A 20,762-nucleotide genomic window follows, 5' to 3' on the forward strand; every position below is an offset into this window, starting at 1 on the left:
AAGACCTCGCGCACATCGGTGACGGAGTCGACCGCCTGAAGCAGCTCCCAGCCCTCGGCGTAAGCCTGCATCATGGCGTACTCGATGCCGTTGTGGACCATCTTGGAGAAGTGCCCGGCGCCGACCTTCCCGGCGTGCACGAACCCGGCGTCACCCTCCGGCTTGAGCGCGTCGAAAATCGGCTGCACCTTGGCGATGTGCTCGGCGTCGCCGCCGACCATCAGCGCATAGCCGTTCTGCAGGCCCCACACGCCCCCTGAGACGCCGGCGTCGACGAAGCCGATGCCCTTCGCCTTCAGCTCCTCGGAGTGCTTCTCGTCGTCCGTCCAGCGCGAGTTGCCGCCGTCCACGACCACGTCACCGGGCTCCAGCAGCTCGCCGAGCTCATCCACGGTGGACTGCGTCGCGGCACCGGCCGGGACCATCACCCACACCACACGCGGCGCTTCGAGCTTGCCCACCAGCTCGCTCAGGCTGCTCACGTCGGCGAGCTCCGGGTTGCGGTCGTAGCCGATGACGGTGTGGCCCGCGCGGCGGATGCGCTCGCGCATGTTGCCGCCCATCTTGCCGAGGCCGATGAGACCAAGCTGCATCGCAGTCATGTCAGTTCACTTCTTCCGGAGAGTGCGGTACGTGGCCACGAGGGCGCTGGTGGAGGAGTCGAGGCCGGGGACGTCGGCGCCCTCGGTGAGGGCGGGTTCGACGCGCTTGGCGAGGACCTTGCCGAGTTCGACGCCCCACTGGTCGAAGGAGTCGATGTTCCAGATCGCGCCCTGCACGAACACCTTGTGCTCGTAGAGGGCGATGAGCTGGCCGAGGACCGAGGGGGTCAGCTCGCGGGCGAGGATCGTCGTCGTCGGGTGGTTGCCCTTGAACGTCTTGTGCGCCACCAGCTCCTCGGGCACTCCCTCCGCCCGCACCTCCTCCGACGTCCTGCCGAAGGCCAGCGCCTGGCCCTGGGCGAAGAGGTTCGCCATCAACAGGTCGTGCTGGGCCGCGAGTTCGCCGCCCAGTTCGGCGACCGGGTTGACGAAGCCGATCAGGTCGGCCGGGATCGTCTTCGTGCCCTGGTGGATCAACTGGTAGTACGCGTGCTGCCCGTTGGTGCCGGGCGTGCCCCACACGACCGGGCCCGTCTGCCACTCGACGGGGTGTCCGTCCCGGTCCACGGACTTGCCGTTGGACTCCATGTCCAACTGCTGCAGGTACGCCGTGAACTTGGACAGGTAGTGCGAGTACGGCAGCACCGCGTGCGACTGCGCGTCGAAGAAGTTGCCGTACCAGACACCCAACAGGCCAAGGAGCAGCGGGGCGTTGGCCTCGGCGGGAGCCGTCCTGAAGTGCTCGTCGACGAGGTGGAAGCCGTCGAGCAGCTCCCGGAAGCGGTCAGGGCCGATCGCGATCATCAGCGACAGGCCGATCGCCGAGTCGAACGAGTACCGTCCGCCGACCCAGTCCCAGAACTCGAACATGTTCGCCGTGTCGATACCGAAGCCGGCGACCTTCTCCGCGTTCGTCGACAGCGCCACGAAGTGCTTCGCCACGGCCGCCGGTTCATCGCCGAGCCCGGCGAGCAGCCAGGACCGCGCCGAGGTCGCGTTGGTGATCGTCTCGATGGTGGTGAACGTCTTCGAGGCGACGATGAACAGCGTCTCGGCCGGGTCCAGGTCCCGCACCGCCTCGTGCAGGTCGGCCCCGTCGACGTTCGACACGAACCGGACCGTCAGATCCCGGTCGGTGAACGCGCGCAGCGCGTCGTACGCCATCGCCGGGCCCAGGTCGGAGCCGCCGATGCCGATGTTGACGACGTTCTTGATGCGCTTGCCCGTGTGGCCGGTCCACTTGCCGGAGCGGACCTGCTCGGCGAAGCCGGCCATCCGGTCGAGCACGGCGTGCACCTTCGGCACGACGTTCTCGCCGTCGACCTCCACGACCGCGTCACGCGGGGCGCGCAGCGCGGTGTGCAGGACGGCCCGGTCCTCGGTGACGTTGATGCGCTCCCCGCGGAACATCGCGTCACGCAGTCCGAACACGTCGGTGGCGGTGGCGAGTTCCTGGAGCAGCGCGAGCGTCTCGTCGGTGATCAGGTGCTTCGAGTAGTCGATGTGCAGGTCGCCCACGCGCACGGTGTAACGCTCGGCGCGCTCCGGGTCCGTGGCGAACAGCTCACGCAACCGCGCGTGCAGGAAGGGGCCGGCCCGGTGGTCCTCCAGAGCGGTCCACTCGGGGCGGCGGGTGAGCTTCGGTGAGTCAGACACGGCTCTCCCTCTGGGCGTCGTCCCCGTGCAGGGCGACGGCGTACATCTCGTCCGCGTCGAGCCGCCGCAGTTCCTCGGCGATCAGCTCGGAGGTGCTGCGGACCTTCAGCGCGAGGGTGCGCGGCGGCTGGCCCGGCAGGGACAGCGTCGCGAGGGGGCCCTCGGGGCGGTCGATGACGATCTCGCCGTTCTCGGTGCCGAGCTTCACGGCGGTGACCACGGGCCCCTCGGTGACGACCCGGTCGACCGAGACGCCGAGGCGGGCCTCCAGCCAGCGGGCCAGCAGTTCGGCGCTCGGGTTCTCGGCCTCACTCTCGACAGCAGCCGAGATGATCTTCGTGCGGGCCTGGTCGAGAGCGGCGGCGAGCATGGAACGCCACGGCGTCAGCCGGGTCCAGGCCAGGTCCGTGTCGCCCGGCGCGTACGCGGCGGCACGCGCCTCCAGGGCGTCCAGCGGGGTCTCCACGGCGTACATGTCGGTGATCCGGCGCTGTGCGAGGGCGCCCAGCGGGTCCTTCACCGGGACCTCCGGCGCGTCCACCGGCCACCAGACCACGACGGGCGCGTCCGGGAGCAGCAGCGGCAGGACCACCGAGTCGGCGTGGTCGGACACCTCGCCGTACAGCCGCAGGATGACCGTCTCACCCGTACCGGCGTCCGCGCCGACCCGTACCTCGGCGTCGAGGTGGGAGTTCGTGCGGTCGCGCGGGGTGCGGGCGTGCCGCTTGATGACGACCAGGGTGCGCGAGGGGTGCTCGTGCGAGGCCTCCTCGGCCGCCTTGATCGAGTCGTACGCGTTCTCCTCGTCCGTCACGATGACCATCGTCAGGACCATGCCCACGGCTGGCGTGCCGATGGCGCGGCGACCCTGCACGAGGGCCTTGTTGATCTTGCTTGCCGTGGTGTCGGTCAGGTCGATCTTCATGGCCTGCGCCAGCTCCGTCCGTCTCGTGCGAGCATCTCGTCGGCTTCCCCGGGACCCCAGGTGCCCGAGGCGTACTGCGCGGGTTTGCCGTGCGTGTCCCAGTAGTCCTCGATCGGGTCGAGGATCTTCCAGGACTCTTCCACCTCCTGGTGGCGGGGGAAGAGGTTGGCGTCGCCGAGCAGTACATCCAGGATCAGGCGTTCGTACGCCTCCGGGCTGGACTCCGTGAACGACTCGCCGTACGCGAAGTCCATCGACACGTCCCGGATCTCCATCGACGTACCCGGCACCTTCGATCCGAAGCGCACCGTCATGCCCTCGTCGGGCTGGACGCGGATGACGATCGCGTTCGCGCCGAGTTCCTCGGTGGCGGTGGAGTCGAAGGGGGAGTGCGGGGCGCGCTGGAAGACGACGGCGATCTCGGTGACGCGGCGGCCCAGGCGCTTGCCGGTGCGCAGATAGAAGGGGACGCCCGCCCAGCGGCGGTTGTCGACCTCCAGCTTGACGGCCGCGTACGTGTCGGTCGTCGAACCGGGGTCGATGCCGTCCTCGTCGAGGTATCCCTGCACCTTCTCGCCGCCCTGCCAGCCGGTCGCGTACTGGCCGCGGACCGTGTGCTCGCCCAGGTTCTCCGGCAGCTTGACCGACTTGAGGACCTTGAGCTTCTCCGTGAGCAGCGAGTCGGCGTCGAAGGCGATGGGTTCCTCCATCGCGGTCAGCGCCATCAGCTGCAGCAGGTGGTTCTGGATGACGTCACGGGCGGACCCGATGCCGTCGTAGTAGCCCGCGCGGCCTCCGATGCCGATGTCCTCGGCCATCGTGATCTGTACGTGGTCGACGTACGACCGGTTCCAGATGGGCTCGTACATCTGATTGGCGAAGCGGAGCGCCAGGATGTTCTGGACGGTCTCCTTGCCGAGGTAGTGGTCGATCCGGAACACCTGCTCCGGGTCGAACACCTCGTGCACCACGCGGTTCAGCTCGCGCGCGCTCTTCAGGTCGCGGCCGAACGGCTTCTCGATCACCCCGCGCCGCCAGGAACCCGCGGGAGCCTCGGCGAGCCCGTGCTTCTTGAGCTGCTTGACCACCTTGGGGAAGAACTTCGGCGGTACGGAGAGGTAGAAGGCGTAGTTGCCGCTGGTGCCCCGGGACTTGTCCAACTCGTCGACCGCGGCGCGCAGTTGCTCGAACGCCTGGTCGTCGTCGAAGTCACCCGGGATGAACCGCATGCCCTCGGCGAGCTGCTGCCAGACCTCCTCGCGGAACTCGGTGCGCGCGTGGTCGCGGACCGAGTCGTGCACGATCTGGGCGAAGTCCTCGTCCTCCCAGTCACGCCGGGCGAACCCGACGAGGGAGAAGCCGGGCGGCAGCAGACCGCGGTTGGCCAGGTCGTAGACGGCCGGCATGAGCTTCTTGCGCGACAGGTCACCCGTCACACCGAAGATGACGAGCCCGGAGGGCCCGGCGATCTTCGGCAGCCGCCGGTCCTGAGGATCACGAAGGGGATTGACCCACCCGTCACCATGCTCCAGCACCTCGACGAGCGACTGAGGCGCGAGATCGGCGGCGGTGGCGTCCACGGCAACGTCCGCCACCGCGGCCGAGCTGCCCGCAGCGGCGGCCTCGGCACGCACCGGAGCGGCCTTCTTGGCCCCGGCGGCGCCGGCGGTACCCGCCGCCTTCGTGGCACCCGTGCTCTTGGCAGCACCGGCTGCCTTCTTGGCACCGGCGGCCTTCGAGGCAGCAGCCCTACTCGAACCCGCGGCCTTCGAAGCACCCGCGGTCTTACTCGCGCCCGCGGACTTCGTGGCGCCGGCCGACTTGGTGGCGCCCGTGGCCTTCGCCGCGCCCGCAGACTTCACCGCACCCGCCGTCTTCTTGGCGCCCGTGGCCTTCGTCGCGCCCGCCGTCTTCTTGGCGGGCGGCGTCGCCGCCTTCTTGCGCCTTCCGGCCGGGGCGGAGGCCGCCGGGGCCGTGTCCGGCGCCGGCGTCTCCGTCGGGGTTCCCTCGGGAGGGTTCTTGCTCATTCGCCGTCAACTCCCTTGCTGTTGAGCGAGACCGTGACCGCGTCCAGCAGCTCGTCCCAGGCCACCGCGAACTTCGCGACACCCTCGGTCTCCAGCTGCCCGACGACCTCGTCGTACGAGATGCCCTGCTTCTCGACGGCGTCCAGGTCCGCGCGGGCCTGGGCGTAGCCGCCGCTCACCGTGTCGCCGCGGATCTCGCCGTGGTCGGCGGTGGCGTTCAGCGTGCCCTCGGGCATCGTGTTGACCGTGCCGGGGGCGACCAGCTCGTCGACGTACAGCGTGTCCTTGTAGGACGGGTCCTTGACGCCGGTCGAGGCCCACAGCGGGCGCTGCTTGTTGGCGCGGGCGCCATCGAGGGCGTTCCAGCGCTCACCGTCGAAGACCTGCTCGTACGCCTCGTACGCGAGCCGCGCGTTGGCGAGCGCCGCCTTGCCCTTGAGGGCGAGGGCCTCGTCCGTGCCGAGCTTCGTCAGCCGCTTGTCGATCTCGCTGTCGACGCGGGAGACGAAGAAGGAGGCGACGGAGTGGATGGTGGCGAGGTCGAGGCCCTTGGCCCGGGCCTTCTCCAGGCCGGCCAGGTAGGCGTCCATGACCTCGCGGTAGCGCTCCAGCGAGAAGATCAGCGTGACGTTGACGCTGATGCCGAGGCCGATGACCTCGGTGATCGCGGGCAGCCCGGCCTTGGTCGCCGGGATCTTGATCATGACGTTCGGGCGGTCGACCAGCCAGGCGAGCTGCTTGGCCTCGGCGACCGTCGCCTTCGTGTCGTGGGCCAGGCGCGGGTCGACCTCGATGGAGACCCGCCCGTCCCGGCCGCCGGTCCCGTCGTACACGGGCCGCAGTATGTCGGCGGCGGCGCGGACGTCTGCGGTGGTCATCATCCGGACGGCCTCGTCGACCGTGACGCGGCGGGCCGCGAGGTCGGCGAGCTGCTCCTCGTACCCCTCGCCCGAGCCGATCGCCGCCTGGAAGATGGAGGGGTTGGTGGTGACGCCGACGACGTGCCGGGTCTCGATGAGTTCGGCGAGGTTGCCGGACGTGATGCGCTTACGGGACAGGTCGTCGAGCCAGATGGAGACGCCTTCGCCGGAGAGGGTCTTCAACGGTTCCGCGGTGGTGATTGTCTGGGTCACAGTGATCATCTTCCTTGATGCGGGGGAATCAACCGCGGAACGCGGTCGGGCCATCGGTCGACCGGAGAGCGGCCCGCGCGGACGCGGCGACGTTCTCGGCGGTGAAGCCGTACTCGGCGAACAGGATCTTGGCGTCGGCGGAGGCGCCGAAGTGCTCCAGGGAGACGATGCGTCCGGCGTCGCCGACGTACCGGTACCAGGTGAGCCCGATGCCCGCCTCGACCGCCACGCGGGCCTTCACGGCTGTCGGCAGGACACTCTCCCGGTACTCGGCGGACTGCTCCTCGAACCACTCCACGGACGGCATCGACACCACACGGGTGCCCACTCCCTCGGCTTCCAACTGCTCGCGTGCCGCCACGGCGAGCTGCACCTCGGAGCCGGTCGCGATGAGGATCACGTCGGGCACCTCGGTGGAGGAGTCGCGCAGAACGTAACCGCCCTTGGCCGCGTCGGCGTTGGCCTCGTACGTCGGTACACCCTGACGGGTGAGGGCCAGGCCGTGCGGGGCCGGGTTCACCGCGTGCCGCCGGGTGATCTCGGCCCAGGCGACCGCGGTCTCGTTGGCGTCGGCCGGGCGCACGATGTTCAGTCCGGGGATGGCACGCAGCGAGGCGAGGTGCTCGACCGGCTGGTGGGTCGGGCCGTCCTCGCCGAGACCGATGGAGTCGTGCGTCCACACGTAGGTCACGGGGAGCTGCATGAGGGCGGACAGGCGGACGGCGTTGCGCATGTAGTCGGAGAACACCAGGAAGGTGCCGCCGTAGATACGGGTGTTGCCGTGCAGCGCGATGCCGTTCATCTCCGCGGCCATGGAGTGCTCGCGGATACCGAAGTGGATCGTGCGCCCGTACGGGTCCGCCTCGGGGAGCGGGTTGCCCTTGGGGAGGAACGACGATGTCTTGTCGATCGTCGTGTTGTTCGAACCGGCCAGGTCGGCCGAGCCGCCCCACAGCTCGGGGAGTACGCCGCCGAGGGCCTGGAGGACCTTGCCGGAGGCCGCGCGGGTCGCCACGGACGTGCCGGCCTCGAACACCGGCAGCGCGCTCTCCCAGCCCTCGGGCAGCTGTCCGGCCACGATCCGGTCGAAGAGCTTCGCGTGCTCCGGCTGCGCGGCACGCCACTCGGCGAGCCGCTTGTTCCACTCGGCGTGCGCGTCCGCGCCGCGGTCGAGGGCGCGGCGGGCGTGGTTCAGGACCTCGTCCGACACCGCGAAGGACTGCTCGGGGTCGAAGCCCAGCAGCCGCTTGGTGGCCGCGATCTCCTCCGCGCCGAGCGCCGAGCCGTGCGAGGCCTCGGTGTTCCGCGCGTTCGGGGCGGGCCAGGCGATGATCGTGCGCATCGCGATGATCGAGGGACGCCCGGTCTCGTTCCTGGCGGCGGTCAGGGCCTCGTACAGCGCGTGCACGTCGATGTCACCGGCCGTGTCGCCGTCCGTCGAGGGCTCGATCCGCTGTACGTGCCAGCCGTACGCCTCGTACCGCTTCAGCACGTCCTCGGAGAAGGCCGTGGCGGTGTCGCCCTCGATCGAGATGTGGTTGTCGTCGTAGAGGAAGACGAGGTTGCCGAGCTTCTGGTGACCGGCCAGCGAGGACGCCTCGGCGGAGATGCCCTCCTCCAGGTCGCCGTCGGAGACGATGCCCCAGATGGTGTGGTCGAAGGGGGACTCGCCCTCGGGGGCGTCCGGGTCGAAGAGGCCGCGCTCGTAGCGGGCGGCCATCGCCATGCCCACCGCGTTGGCGAGGCCCTGGCCGAGCGGTCCCGTGGTGGTCTCTACGCCGGCCGTGTGGCCGTACTCGGGGTGTCCCGGCGTCTTCGAGCCGTGGGTGCGGAACGCCTTCAGGTCGTCCAGCTCCAGCTCGTAGCCGGAGAGGAAGAGCTGGGTGTACAGCGTCAGCGAGGTGTGGCCGGGGGAGAGGACGAAGCGGTCGCGGCCGGTCCACTCAGGGTCGGCGGGGTCGTGACGCATCACCTTCTGAAAGAGGGTGTACGCGGCCGGGGCCAGACTCATCGCGGTGCCGGGGTGGCCGTTGCCGACCTTCTGCACGGCGTCCGCCGCCAGCAGACGGGCCGTGTCGACGGCTCGCCGGTCCAGATCGGTCCACTCAAAGCCGTCAGCTGTATGCGCGCTCATCTTCAACAAATCCTCACCGGAAGCCCGATAACTGCTCTGATGCCTTCAACCTTAAAAGTCAGACTTTTACTGGGGAAGGTGCCCCTGTGTCAGCCTTTGGTGAAAGTGGGACAACGACCACGGGGCCGAGCCGGTATGAGAAGGACATGAAGGACACAAGCACCCAATACGAAGACGGAGCAGGCGGACAGGGGCACAGCCGGACCGGGATCAGGACTTTCCCCTTCCCCGTCGACCTCAGCGTCCTCGGCGTGGGCATGCAGGTGGGCCCGATGGAAGCAGGCCGCAGCTGGCATTCGGGTGAACAGATCGAGCGCGTCCACCGCATCGACTTCCACGTGGTCCTGCTCTTCCGGGGCGGCCCCGTGCGGCACATGATCGACTTCGACGAGTACGAGGCCGGTGACGGCGAGATCCTGTGGATCCGGCCCGGTCAGGTGCACCGCTTCTCCTCGGCGGCGGACTACCGCGGCACCGCCCTGATCATGCAGCCGGGCTTCCTGCCCCGCGCCACCGTCGAGGCGACCGGCCTCTACCGCTACGACCTGCCCCCGCTGCTGCGCCCCGACCGGGACCAGCTCACCGCGCTGGAGAACTCTCTCGCCCAGCTGGAGCGCGAGTACGTCGACACGGGCACCCTGCCGCTCAGCCTGCACACCGCCGTGCTGCGGCACACCCTCAGCGCGTTCCTGCTGCGGCTGGCCCATCTGGCGGCCGGCGCGGCCGACGCGGCCCACGCGCGGGCCGACAGCACCTTCACCCGGTTCCGCGAGGCCGTCGAGAAGGGCTTCGTCACCAACCACAGCGTCAGCGCCTACGCCGACGCGCTCGGCTACTCCCGGCGCACCCTCGTCCGCGCGGTCCGCGCCGCGACCGGCGAGACCCCCAAGGGCTTCATCGACAAGCGGGTCGTCCTGGAGGCGAAGCGCCTGCTGGCCCACACGGACATGCCGATCGGCCGCATCGGCGCCGTCGTGGGCTTCCCGGACGCGGCCAACTTCTCCAAGTTCTTCACCCAGCACACGGGCACGACACCGGTGGCGTTCCGGGCGGAACTGCGCTGAGACGCCGTGACCGCGCTGGTACGCAGGTGCCGGTACGCAGGTGGAGGGGCGGCCCGTCCGGGCGGCCCCTCCACCTGCGCGTGACTGTCGCGACTCCGCCCTCAGCGACCGAAGTTGAACCAGTTCACGTTCACGAAGTCCGCCGGCTGGCCGCTCGTGAAGGTCAGATAGACGTCGTGCGTGCCGGTGACGTTGCTGATGTTCGCGGGTACGGTACGCCAGCTCTGCCAGCCACCGGTGTTGGCCAGCGCGAAGCTGCCGATGGGCGTGCTCGTACGGCTGTCGAGGCGGACCTCGACCAGACCGCTGACGGCGTTGCCCGCGCCGCTCGCGACCCGGGCGACGAACTGTCTGGCCGCCGAGGAGCCGAAGTTGACGCCCTTGTACTGCACCCAGTCGCCGTTCGCGAGGGCGCCGATGTTCTGGCCGCCGCCCGAGTCGGTGGTGGTCTCGGTGATCGTGCCGCTCTGGCCGTCGAACGACTCGGCCTGGATCGCGCTGTACGCGTCACGGTTGCCGGTCGGCGGAGGGGTGGTGCCACCGCCCGACGTGAGCACCTGGACGTAGTCCACGACCATCGGGTTGCCCGGCACCGTGGCACCGTCCGGGCCACCGCCGAAGGCGTCCACGAAACCGCCGCCCATCGCCACGTTCAGGATGATGAAGTACCCGTGGTTCGTGGCGTTCGCCCAGGTCGTCGTGTCGACCTGATTGGCCCGTACGGTGTGGTAGTTGACGCCGTCGACATAGAAGCGGATCTCCTCCACGCTCGTCGAGCGGTCCCACTCCAGGCCGTACGTGTGGAAGCCCGCCTGACAGGTCGTGCCGGGACACGCGATGGAGCCGCCGATGCCGGTCGTCTCGTTGCACGGGCCGCCCGGGTTGGTGCCGCAGTGCATCGTGGACCACACGGTGTTGAGGCCCTGGACGTTCTCCATGATGTCCAGCTCGCCGACGCTCGGCCAGTTCTGGTAGTTGCCGCGGTAGGGCGCGCCCAGCATCCAGAACGCCGGCCAGTACCCGCGGGCGGCGGCGCCCGTCACGTTGGGCATCTGGATCCGGGACTGCACGCGCAGCTTGCCCCCGGCGGGCGGCTGGAAGTCGGTGCGGTTGGTCTCGATGCGGCCCGAGGTCCAGTTGCCCGAGGCGTCGCGCCGCGGGGTGATGCGGAGGTTACCCGCGCCGTCCAGCGCCACGTTGTTGGTGCTGGACGTCATGTTCTCGATCTCGCCCGTGCCCCAGTTGGCGGGCCCGCCCGGGTAGCCGTGGCCGGTCGCGTACTGCCAGTTCGCGGTGTTGACGCCGGTGCCCGCGGCGCCGTTGAAGTCGTCGACGAAGACCTGGGTCCAGCCGCTGGGCGGCGTGGGCGCGTCCGCCTGCGCCGCCGAGGCCCCGGCCGCCGCCAGGCTCAGCACGCCGACCAGCGCGATGACCGAGCGCCGTATTCGGCCAGGTCTTGAAGGTGTGCCGGAAGTTTCCCTCATGGGTGCCTCTTCGGGTACGGAGTGGGGGTGCGCGGATGGTTCCGAGAGCGTTGAGAGCGCTCTCAACGCAGCTGCGCGGCCAATGTGCTCTTCGGCACTCCGGTCGTCAAGAGGTGCAACAGAGAAAGCGGTGAGGAGGGCTGGGAGTTCACTCCGTGAAGAAGGGGCGGATCGGACGGGACGTCAGAAAGCGCTTCCCGCGCGCCAGTTGCTCCAGGACATGTTCCACCCGTTGAGGCCGTTCGCCGGATCCACCGTGTCCTCGCCCGAGTTCTTCACCACGACCACGTCTCCGAGCATGGAGCTCTTGTAGAACGCGTACCCGGGCTCGGAGGTGTCGCCCCCGCCCTTGGCGTCGCGCAGCCCGATGCAGCCGTGCGTGGTGTTGCTGCCGCCGAAGATCGACGACGACGCCCAGTAGTTGCCGTGGATGAACGTGCCCGACGTGGTCAGGCGCTGTGCGTGCGGCACGTCGTCGATGTCGTACTCGTCGCCGAGCCCGACCGTGGACGACTCCATCCGGGTCTTCTCGAACCGCTCGCTGATCACCATGACCCCGGACCAGGTGGTGTGCTCGGCGTCACCGCCCGACACGGGATACGTGGCGAGGGTCCGCCCGTCCCGGCGTACCGTCATCGTCTTCTTCGCCAGGTCGACCGTACTGATCTGCTCGCGGCCGATGTGGAAGGTGACGTCCTTGGACTGGGTGCCGTAGACGCCGGCCGCACCCTCGACGTCCCTCAGCCGCAGGGCCAGGGTGATCTTCGTGCCCGCCGCCCAGTACTCCTCGGGCCGGAAGTCGAGCCGGGTGTCGCTGAACCAGTGCCCCACGACCTCGACCTGCGGGTCCGCGGTCACCGTGATCGCCTTCTCGACGGCGGCGCGGTCCGTCACGGCGTGCGTGAAGGTGACGGACACCGGCATGCCGACGCCTGAGGTGGACCCCGCCTCGGGTGTGAACCGTCCGACGAAGGTGTCCGCGGCCGCTTCGGTGCTGAAGGAGAGGGTCTCTTCGGTGGCCCCCTCCGCCTCGGCCGTGACCGTGTACGCGGTGCCGGAGTAGGGATTGCGGTCGGAGGTCCACGTCGTACGCGTGTCGTCGAAGGTGCCGGAGAGGGCGGAGCCGTCGTCGGCCGTGACCCGCACGCGGGAGAGGGTGCCGGAGGACGCGGTGACCTGGACCGGGCTGGTGAAGCCGGCGTTCCGACTGCCGTCGGCGGGGGTGAGGGTGAGGGCGGACACCTCTGCCGTGGAGGCGGCGGAGTCGGCGGAGGCTGTTGGGGCGGTGGCGCCGGCGCCGGGGCCGGTGGTGTCCGAGGCGCCGGCCCGGGAGCCGCAGCCCGTGAGCACGGCGGCCGGTACGGCCCCGAGCACGGCGAGAACGCCCCGCCGGGACCATGTCTCCGGCCCGTCGGATATGTGCGAGACGCCCACGAGATGCCTTCCTGCTGTGACCACCGATGTGTGTGCAGCCTGCTCCTCCTGTATGGGTTTGTGCTGTGAGGGGGTGGGGTCCCGGCTTAGATTCCGGTGAGGGGCAGCGACGGTTGGTGGGCGGGCGGGGGTGCGGCCGGGGCGGCGAGGAGGCCGCTCATGGTCTCCGCGGCGCGTACGGCGGCATCGGCGCAGCAGTTGTTGAAGAGCACGTGGAGCTCGTCGGAGCGCTCGGCCATCGCACGCAACCGCGGCAGCCAGCCGGTCAACTCGTCCGCCGTGTAGGTGTGCCGAAAGCGGTCCTCCTTGCTCCCGGACCCCCATGCCGGGCTGCGCCCGTGGAAGCGGACGACCGCCAGCCGGGGCGTGCTGACCACGTCGACCGGGGGGACGGCGTCGGCGACGGACTGGGCCATGTCCACGCTGACCGCGCTCATCCCCAGCCGCGTGAGCAGGTCGGCGGATTCCTGCCGCAGGTCCGGCCGCCACCAGTCCGGATGCCGGAACTCCACGGCGAGCGGCCATCCGGCGGCCCGCCGCGACCACCCTTGGAGGACGGCTACGGACCGGTCGCCGGGTCCGAACCACGGAGGGAACTGGAACAGCAAGGTGCCGAGCCTGCCGGTCCGCCGCAGTGGGTCGAGCGCCGTGGTGAACCGTCGCCACAACTCGTCCAGCAGTCCCGGATCGTCCGGGCACCGGCCGTGGAGGGCCCGCAGATCGGCGGGCAGGGCGGCGGCCCGGGTGGGGTGGCCGGTGAAGAGGGAGAAGGCCTTCACGTCGAAGAGGAAACCGTCCGGCGTCCGTTCGGCCCACAGGAGGCTGTTGCGCTCGCTCGGCAGACCGTAGTACGTGGAGTCCACCTCCACGACGGGAAACCGCTCCGCGTAGTACCGCAGCCTGCCCTCCGCGTCCCGTCGCCCCGGCGGGTACCAGCCGCTGGCAACCAGCTTCGGATCCGTCCACGAACACGTGCCGACGAGTGTGTCTCCCATCCCCTACCAGTAGCCGCGGGACGGCACCCGACACCTGGACGAGGCCGGGCATGGGTGCGATGCGGGTGCGATGCCTGTACGGGGGAAGCGGGGCGGGGCCCCGGCGCTCCTCGCGCCGGGGCCGACGGTCAACGCCGGCTGGTGAGTTCGGGTGCGGCGGGTGGGGCCTCCTCGCGCAGGCCGAACCGTTCGTGTGCGCGCCGCAGTCGCTGCGGCGCCCACCACGCGCGCTTGCCCAGCAGTGCCATGGTCGCCGGGACGAGCAGCATCCGTACCAGCGTCGCGTCGATCAGTACCGCGAGCGTCAGCCCGAGGCCGATCTGCAGGATGGGGGCGAAGCCGCCCGTCATGAAGGCGCCGAAGACGACCGCGAGCAGCAGCGCCGCGCAGCTCACCACCCGGCCGGAGCGGCGCAGACCGGTGACGACGGCGTCCTGCGCGTCGCCCGTGCGCAGCCATGTCTCGCGCATCCGGGCGAGGATGAACAGCTCGTAGTCCATGGCGAGTCCGAAGGCGATCGCGATGATCAGCGGAGGTGCCGTCAGGCTCAGCGCGCCGAGTTCCTGGGAGCCCAGTGCCGAGGCCAGATGGCCGTCCTGGAAGACCCAGACCACCACGCCGAGCGCGGCACCCAGGCTGAGCAGGGTCGTGAGGATCGTACGCAGCGGGATCAGGACCGAGCCGGTGAAGGCGAAGAGCAGGAGGAAGATCCCGGCGAGGACGGTGACGGCGGCCCAGGGCGCCCGGTCGCCGAGCATCGCCCGGAAGTCCACGAGGCGGGCCGCGACACCGGTGACCTGGACGGGCTCGTCGCCGCGTACGTCCCGTACCCGCTGGACCAGGTCGGTCGCCGCCTTCCCGTCCGCGCTGCCGCTCGGCTGCATGCTCAGCACGGTCGTGCCGCCCGGCAGGTCGCGCGACTCGGTGCCGGGGGAGAGCGCCCTGATCCGTTCGGCCGTCGCGGTGTCGGTGCCCGGTTTCAGGACCACGGTCACCTTCGAGACGCCGGTGCCGGGTGGGAAGTGGGCGCCGATCGTGTCGTCCAGCCGGCGTGCCTCCGTGCTGGTCGGCAACTGCTGGGCGTCCCCGATGTTGATCCGCATGCCGGTGGCGGGCAGGGCCAGGACCAGCAGGGCGGCGACGGAGGTGACGGTGACGACGACCGGACGGCCGATGGCGAACCGGGCCAGCCGGGCGAAGACACGCCCCTCCTCACCGGCTGGCCTGGTGCGGGCGGGGGCGATCCTTCCGCCGAAGCGGGCCAGCAGGGCGGGCAGCAGGGTGAGCGCGGCCAGCATGTCGACGACCACGACGGCGGCCACGGCGAAGCCCATGCTGCGCAGGAAGACGCTCGGGAACACCAGCAGGCCGGTCAGGCTCACGGCCACGGTCAGACCGGAGAACAGGACCGTGCGTCCGGCGCCGGCCACCGTGCGGTGCACGGCTTCGACGACGTCGTCGGTGTTGCGGCGTTCCTCGCGGAAGCGGACCACCATCAACAGGGCGTAGTCCACTGCGAGTCCGAGGCCGAGCATCGTGGTGACCTGGATCGCGTACACGGAGATGTCGGTGAACTGGCTGAAGCCGAACAGGGCGAGGAACGCGCCCGCGACGCCGCTGACCGCGACCACCAGCGGCAGCCCGGCGGCGCGGAATCCGCCGAAGATCAGGAGCAGCAGGACGAGGACCACGGGGAGGGAGATGATCTCCGCGCGTGCCACGTCCTCCTGGGCGCGTTCACCGAGTTGCTGCCCGAGCAGCGGGCCGCCGCTCACGTGGACGTCGGGTGCCCTGATCTGGTGGATACGGTCACTAGCGGCATCCAGGACCTGCTCCTCGGCGTCGTCGTCGAGACCGCCCTGGAGGGTCACCGGGACGACGAGGGCCCGCCCGTCCTCCGCGAGGAGACCTTCGGTGGCGTACGGGTCCTGTACGGCGGCGATGTTCGCGATGTCGCGGAGGTCGGCGACGGCGGCCTCGACCTGGGCGCGGAGTCCGGTGTCCGAGACGGCCGTACCCGCGACCACCGCGGTGATCGACTCGCCGGCCGGGTCGATGCCGTCGAGGTACTCCGACGCGCGGTCCGACTCGGTGCCGGGTACGTCTGGCACGGAGTCGCTGAGCCGTGCGAAGACGCCTGTTCCGAGGCCGAAGCCGAGCAGCAGGAAGACCAGCCAGAGGCCGATCACGGTCAACGGCCGGCGCGTCGACGCCGTGGCGATCCTGTTGAGCACGGGGTGCCTCCCGGCGGGTTGGCGGGGTTTTCCGGTTGCGGCCAGACTCACCGCGCGGGGGTCCTCGGCGGATCGCCGGGGGGAGGGGTTTCGGGGGCTCCCCCGCACGGGGGAGGGGGCGGGGCGGCTCCGCCGTACGAGGGATGCGCGGGTGCGGGTCGACGGGGGTTGCCTGCGCCGTTCCCCGCGCCCCTGGGTGGGTTGGGGTTGGGCGGGTTGTGTTCTGCGGGTGGTGGGGGTTGGCCGCGCAGTTCCCCGCGCCCCTGGGTGGGTTGGGGTTGGGCGGGTTGTGTTCTGCGGGTGGTGGGGGTTGGCCGCGCCGTTCCCCGCGCCCCTGGGTGGGTCGGGGTGCAGCGCCGTCTCTTTGGGGGCGCGGGGAACGGCGCGACAAGCCCTCACCCACCCGCAGTCGACCATCGGCCCCAGCCCCGCCCTGCCTAGGGGCGCGGGGAACGGCGCGCTCAGCTCAAGTCGGCCCGCAGAGTGCATCCGGCCTTAGCCCCGACTCGCCTAGGGGCGCGGGGAACTGCGCGGTCAGCTCAAGTTGGCCCGCAGGACACAACCGGTCCAGCCCCAACCCCCCAGGGGCGCGGGGAACTGCGCGGACGGCCCCCCACCGGACGCCAGGTGGGAGCCCGGTCGTCGTCAGGGGGTGCCCGGGGTCACCACGCCCGACTCGTACGCGCAGATGACCGCCTGGACCCGGTCCCGCAACCCCAGCTTGCTGAGCACGTTGCTGACGTGCGTCTTCACCGTGTGCTCGCTGACGAACAGCGTCCGCGCGATCTCCGCGTTGGACAGCCCCCGCGCCAGCAGCCGCAACGTCTCCTCCTCGCGCGCCGTGAGGACATCGAGCCGCGCCGAGGAGGAGGGCGGCGCCGCCTCGGCCCGGCGCCGCCGGATGATGTCGGCGACCAGCCGCCGCGTCACCGACGGCGCGAGCAACGAGTCCCCCGCCGCCACCACCCGCACGGCATGCACCAGATCGTCCCGGCGCACATCCTTGAGCAGGAACCCGCTCGCCCCCGCGTACAGCGCCTCGTACACGTACTCGTCGAGGTCGAACGTCGTCAGCATGACCACCCGGCACGCGGACTGCGCGCACACCAGCCGCGCGGCCTCCAGCCCGTCCATCCGTGGCATCCGGATGTCGAGCAGCAGCACATCGGGCGTGTGCCGCTGCACGGCGGCCACCGCCTCCACGCCGTCCCCCGCCTCCGCGACGACGTCGATGTCGGGCTGCGCCTCAAGGATCATGCTGAAGCCGCTGCGGACCAGCTCCTGGTCGTCGGCGACCACCACCCGGATGCTCACCCCGGCGCCACCTGCCGGCCGGCCGCCACGGGCAGGCTTACGACCACGCGGAAACCGCCGTCACGGCCTGGCTCCGTACGAGCGGTGCCCCCGCAGGCCGCGGCCCGCTCACGGATGCCGATCAGCCCGTGACCGCCCCCGCCCCGGCCGGTGTTCGCGGGGCCCCGCCCGTCGTCCGTCACCGTGAGCGTCAACTCGGTCTCCGTCCAGTCGAGTTCGACCCGCGCGCAGGAAGCGTACGCGTGCTTGACGGTGTTGGTCAGGGCTTCCTGGACCACGCGGTACACGGCGACCTCGGTGTCCCGGTGCAGCGGGCGCGGCTCCCCGGTGCACCGGAGCTCGACCCGCAGACCGGTCGTGTCGCCGACCTGGCGGACCAGGCCCGTCAGGGCCGCGACCCCCGGCTGCGGCAGCCGGTCCGAACCGCCGTTCAGCGGCTCCTCCTTGAGGACGCCGAGGATCCGCCGCAGCTGGACCATCGCGTCGCGCCCGGCGCCGGCGATGGCGTCGAACGCCCCCTCCGCACGCTCGGGATCGCTGCGCACGACCACGGGTCCGGCCTCGGCCTGCACCACCATCAGGCTCACCGCGTGGGCCAGGACGTCGTGCATGTCCCGGGCGATACCGGCCCGTTCCCTGGCGGCGGCCCGCGCGGTGTCGGCGGCCCGTTCGCGCTCTAGGCGGCGCGCCCGGTCCTCCAGCGCCGCCGTGTACGCCCGCTGGAGACGGGACAGTACGCCGAAGCCGTAGGCGCTGACGCAGCTCAGCAACTGGAAGGCGTACTCGAAGGGTTGCGCGTCCTCCTTGTGCGTCATGGTCAGCGAGACGCCGGCCAGCCACCCCACCAGCATGAAGCGCCGCTGCCAGGGTCGGCCGACCGCGGCCATCGTGTAGAGGACGACCAGACCGCCGTACATGATGTCCGGCGGCGGTGCGTGGTAGACGGCCATGGCGGGGGTGAACACCGAGACCCCGCAGGCCGCGAGGAACGGCGCCCGGCGCCGCCACACCAGCGGCAGCGCCGTACCGGCCCCCAGCAGGAACCCCTGCCAGGTCAGGCGGTCGTCGCCCTCGTCGGGAAACATCCACTGCAGCGACGCGGCGAACAGCACGAGTACGGCGAGCGCGGTGTCGACGACGTACGGGTTGGCCGTCCGCAGCCGGGCGACGGCAGGTGTGATCCAGGGCGAGGCGGGGGAGGCGGGCGGGGTGGGCGAGGCAGGCATGGGCGGCTCCTCGGGGCAGGGGCCGTGCCAGTATCGGCGCGGGTCCGGGGCCGCGTCCTCACCGGTGCGGGGGATATCGATCGGCTCCCACCCGGGGCGCGCGGTCCTCACCCTCCCGACGGCTCCGGCTGCCAGCCGAGGGCCCGGGAGATACCGCGCGCCGCGAGCCGTACGGCGGGTATCAACGCCGGTGTCTGCGCGCCCCGCTCGGGTACCACGACCGACACCGCCGCGGTCACCGGGCCGCCCGGGCCGCGTACCGGAGCCGCCACCGACAGCGCGTCCTCGGTGATCTGACGGACACTCACCGCCACGCCGGAGCGCCGGACTTCGGCGAGTACGCGGCGCAGGGCGGCCGGGTCCGTGATGGTGTGCGGGGTGAAGGCGGCGAGCGGACCGCCGCAGTACGTCTCCTGGAACGCCGGTTCGCAGTGGGCGAGCAGCGCGAGTCCCACCCCGGTCGCGTGCAGCGGCCAGCGCGCGCCCACCTGGATCCTCACGCCGACGGCCGAACGGCCGGAGATCCACTCGATGTAGACGACCTCGGAGCCGTCGCGGACGGCCAACTGCACGTTCTCGTGCGTGGCTTCGTAGAGGTCCTCCAGGTATGGCAGCGCGATCTGCCGCAGGGCGAGCCCGCGCGGGGACAGCGCCGCGAGTTCCCACATCCGAAGACCCACGTGGTAGATCCCGTCCGCGTCGCGTTCCAGGGCGCCCCAGTCGGTGAGCGCGCCCACGAGCCGGTGTGCGGTGGTGAGGGAGAGCCCGGCCCGGCGGCTGATGTCCGTGAGGGTGAGCGCCGGGTGGTCGTGGTCGAAGGCGGCGAGCACGGCCAGCAGGCGGTCGGGCGCGGACAGGGAGGTCATGGGCCGCGCCGCTCTACGAGCCGGAGTCGAGCTCGGTCTCGGCGATGCGTCGCAGCAGCGTGTGCAGGAGTTCCCGCTCGGCGGGGTCGAGAGGTCCGAGCAGGTCGTCCGTCACGCGCAGTCCCGCTTCGTCGGTGTCGCGCAGGAAGGCGCGCCCGTCGGCGGTCAGGACGACGGTGCGGCTGCGGCGGTCGTCGGGGGAGGGGCGGCGTTCGGCGAACCCGAGCTTCTCCAGGTCGTCGACCAGGCCGACGATCGCGCTCGGGTCGTAGCCGAGTCGCGAGCTGAGTTCCCGCTGGAGTGCGCCTTCGGAGGTGGCCAGGAAACGCAGCAGCGCGTAGTGCCGCAGCCGCAGCCCCGACTCCTGCAGGAACGAGTTGAACATCTGCCCCGAGCGCAGGCCCATCCGGTACAGGAGGTAGCCGGTGTCCGCGTGCAGTCCGCGCATCCACGGTTCCTGGGCGTCGATCGGCGCGGCGTCCATGGGCGAGCGGTCGGTGACATGCGGCTGGCGGGCGATGGCGGGCTCCCTGGTCGTGGCCCCGGGAGGGGCTCGGTACTGCGTCCGTACGGGACCAGCATGGCGCACAGATCGGGCAGCAACACTATTGACGTCAACAATTATTGTCCTTAGCTTCGATCTCGTTCACCGCCGACTGGCCCACCGACGGCCCCGTCAACCATTCAGCCGCCCGGCCGCCCCGGCCGTGCCGGCCGTTCCGTTTCCCGAAAGGACCCCCCGTGTCCAGCATCGATCTCACCGGCAAGGTCGCCGTGGTCACCGGCTCCGGCCGTGGCCTCGGCCTGGCCTACGCGCACGCCCTCGCCGCCGCCGGTGCCTCCGTGGTCGTCAACGACGTGGACGAGACCGTCGCCGAGCAGGCGGTCGAGGCGATCACCGGCGCGGGCGGCACCGCCGTGGCCGAGGTGGTCGCGGTCGGCACCGCCGAGGCCGCGGACCGTCTGGTGGGCCGCGCGGTCGAGGAGTTCGGCCGCCTCGACGTCCTCGTCACCAACGCGGGCATCCTGCGCGACAAGGTCCTGTGGAAGATGACGGACGACGACTTCGACGCGGTGATCACCACCCATCTGAAGGGCACCTTCACCTGCGCCCGCGCCGCCGCCGTACGCATGCGGGAGCAGGGCGGGGGCGGCACGCTGATCCTCGTCGGCTCGCCCGCCGGGCAGCGCGGCAACTTCGGCCAGACCAACTACTCCGCCGCCAAGGCCGGTATCGCCGCCATGGCCCGTACGTGGTCGATGGAGCTGGCCCGGGCCGGCATCACCGTCAACGCGATCGTGCCGGTGGCCGCGACCGCGATGACCGAGACCATTCCGGCCTTCGCCCCCTACATCGAGGCCATGCGGCAAGGCGCACCGCTGCCGGACTTCCTGCGCAGGGGCGAGGGCTTCGGCACCCCCGAGGACTGCGCCGCCCTCGTCCCGTTCCTGGCCTCCGAGGCCGCCCGCGGAGTGACCGGCCAGGCCATCGGCATCGGCGGCGACCGGGTGGCCCTGTGGTCCCACCCCCAGGAGATCAGGGCCGCGTACGCCGACGGCGGCTGGACCCCCGAGGCACTGGCCGACGTCTGGCACACCTCGGTCGGCGCCGAACCGCAGACGGTCGGCATCCCCGCGCCCAAGGCTCCGGAGGCGTCATGACCCTCT

16 protein-coding genes are annotated in these 20,762 nt (G+C 70.9%); 2 read left to right on the top strand and 14 right to left on the bottom strand.

What is annotated here, in order from left to right; genetic code table 11:
- The 6 genes from IE278_RS13625 to tkt form a co-directional block, all read right to left on the bottom strand.
- Positions 1 to 593, bottom strand: a 593-nt coding sequence (locus tag IE278_RS13625) for an NADP-dependent phosphogluconate dehydrogenase (RefSeq protein ID WP_189772407.1), incomplete at its 3' end; no start/stop codon positions are given.
- A 15-nt stretch (positions 594 to 608) separates the two neighbouring features.
- Complete coding sequence (pgi, locus tag IE278_RS13630; protein WP_189772070.1) at positions 609 to 2,258, bottom strand: glucose-6-phosphate isomerase; 1,650 nt, start codon at positions 2,256 to 2,258, stop codon at positions 609 to 611.
- Positions 2,251 to 3,183 (bottom strand): glucose-6-phosphate dehydrogenase assembly protein OpcA, encoded by a 933-nt coding sequence (opcA, locus tag IE278_RS13635; RefSeq protein ID WP_189772072.1) that lies wholly within the window; start codon positions 3,181 to 3,183, stop codon positions 2,251 to 2,253. The genes pgi and opcA overlap by 8 nt, the downstream gene beginning before the upstream one ends.
- Positions 3,180 to 5,210 carry a glucose-6-phosphate dehydrogenase gene (gene zwf / locus IE278_RS13640; protein ID WP_246570303.1) on the bottom strand — a complete coding sequence of 677 codons (2,031 nt, stop codon included), beginning with the start codon at positions 5,208 to 5,210 and terminating at the stop codon, positions 3,180 to 3,182. Before zwf ends, opcA begins: the two co-directional genes overlap by 4 nt.
- Positions 5,207 to 6,352, bottom strand: a complete 1,146-nt coding sequence (gene tal / locus IE278_RS13645) for a transaldolase (protein WP_189772074.1) — start codon at positions 6,350 to 6,352, stop codon at positions 5,207 to 5,209. Before tal ends, zwf begins: the two co-directional genes overlap by 4 nt.
- Before the next feature lie 19 nt (positions 6,353 to 6,371).
- The gene (gene tkt / locus IE278_RS13650; RefSeq protein ID WP_189772076.1) at positions 6,372 to 8,477 is read right to left on the bottom strand and encodes a transketolase; all 2,106 of its coding nucleotides are present in this window, start codon (positions 8,475 to 8,477) and stop codon (positions 6,372 to 6,374) included.
- 146 nt (positions 8,478 to 8,623) lie between these two features.
- On the opposite strand from tkt, the gene IE278_RS13655 reads away from it, so the two are divergent.
- Positions 8,624 to 9,541 (top strand): helix-turn-helix domain-containing protein, encoded by a 918-nt coding sequence (locus IE278_RS13655; protein WP_189772078.1) that lies wholly within the window; start codon positions 8,624 to 8,626, stop codon positions 9,539 to 9,541.
- 101 nt (positions 9,542 to 9,642) lie between these two features.
- Here the strand turns inward: IE278_RS13655 and IE278_RS13660 are convergent, their stop codons facing one another.
- From IE278_RS13660 to IE278_RS13695, 8 genes are all read right to left on the bottom strand, one after another.
- The gene (locus tag IE278_RS13660) at positions 9,643 to 11,025 is read right to left on the bottom strand and encodes a glycoside hydrolase family 16 protein (protein ID WP_189772080.1); all 1,383 of its coding nucleotides are present in this window, start codon (positions 11,023 to 11,025) and stop codon (positions 9,643 to 9,645) included.
- A 183-nt stretch (positions 11,026 to 11,208) separates the two neighbouring features.
- On the bottom strand, positions 11,209 to 12,459 hold the full coding sequence (locus tag IE278_RS13665; protein ID WP_189772082.1) for a L,D-transpeptidase: 1,251 nt from the start codon (positions 12,457 to 12,459) through the stop codon (positions 11,209 to 11,211).
- 86 nt (positions 12,460 to 12,545) lie between these two features.
- Entirely contained in the window at positions 12,546 to 13,454 is a 909-nt protein-coding gene (locus IE278_RS13670; RefSeq protein WP_189772084.1) for a DUF72 domain-containing protein, read from the bottom strand.
- 128 nt (positions 13,455 to 13,582) lie between these two features.
- Positions 13,583 to 15,688: an MMPL family transporter gene (locus IE278_RS13675; protein ID WP_189772086.1), complete on the bottom strand. Its 2,106-nt coding sequence runs from the start codon at positions 15,686 to 15,688 to the stop codon at positions 13,583 to 13,585.
- A 645-nt stretch (positions 15,689 to 16,333) separates the two neighbouring features.
- Positions 16,334 to 17,002 (bottom strand): response regulator, encoded by a 669-nt coding sequence (locus IE278_RS13680; protein ID WP_189772088.1) that lies wholly within the window; start codon positions 17,000 to 17,002, stop codon positions 16,334 to 16,336.
- Complete coding sequence (locus tag IE278_RS13685) at positions 16,999 to 18,228, bottom strand: sensor histidine kinase (protein ID WP_189772090.1); 1,230 nt, start codon at positions 18,226 to 18,228, stop codon at positions 16,999 to 17,001. The genes IE278_RS13680 and IE278_RS13685 overlap by 4 nt, the downstream gene beginning before the upstream one ends.
- Positions 18,229 to 18,335: 107 nt before the next feature.
- On the bottom strand, positions 18,336 to 19,094 hold the full coding sequence (locus IE278_RS13690) for an IclR family transcriptional regulator (RefSeq protein WP_189772092.1): 759 nt from the start codon (positions 19,092 to 19,094) through the stop codon (positions 18,336 to 18,338).
- A gap of 13 nt (positions 19,095 to 19,107) precedes the next feature.
- A complete protein-coding gene (locus IE278_RS13695; protein ID WP_189772094.1) occupies positions 19,108 to 19,578 on the bottom strand; it encodes a MarR family winged helix-turn-helix transcriptional regulator in 471 nt (156 codons plus the stop codon).
- Between the two features lie 257 nt (positions 19,579 to 19,835).
- Here IE278_RS13695 and IE278_RS13700 point away from each other — a divergent pair, with 257 nt between their 5' ends.
- The gene (locus IE278_RS13700; protein WP_281403167.1) at positions 19,836 to 20,756 is read left to right on the top strand and encodes an SDR family oxidoreductase; all 921 of its coding nucleotides are present in this window, start codon (positions 19,836 to 19,838) and stop codon (positions 20,754 to 20,756) included.
- Positions 20,757 to 20,762 lie beyond the last annotated feature (6 nt).

The organism is Streptomyces tauricus (assembly GCF_014650955.1).
In the GTDB taxonomy this organism is placed as follows: Bacteria; Actinomycetota; Actinomycetes; order Streptomycetales; family Streptomycetaceae; genus Streptomyces; species Streptomyces tauricus.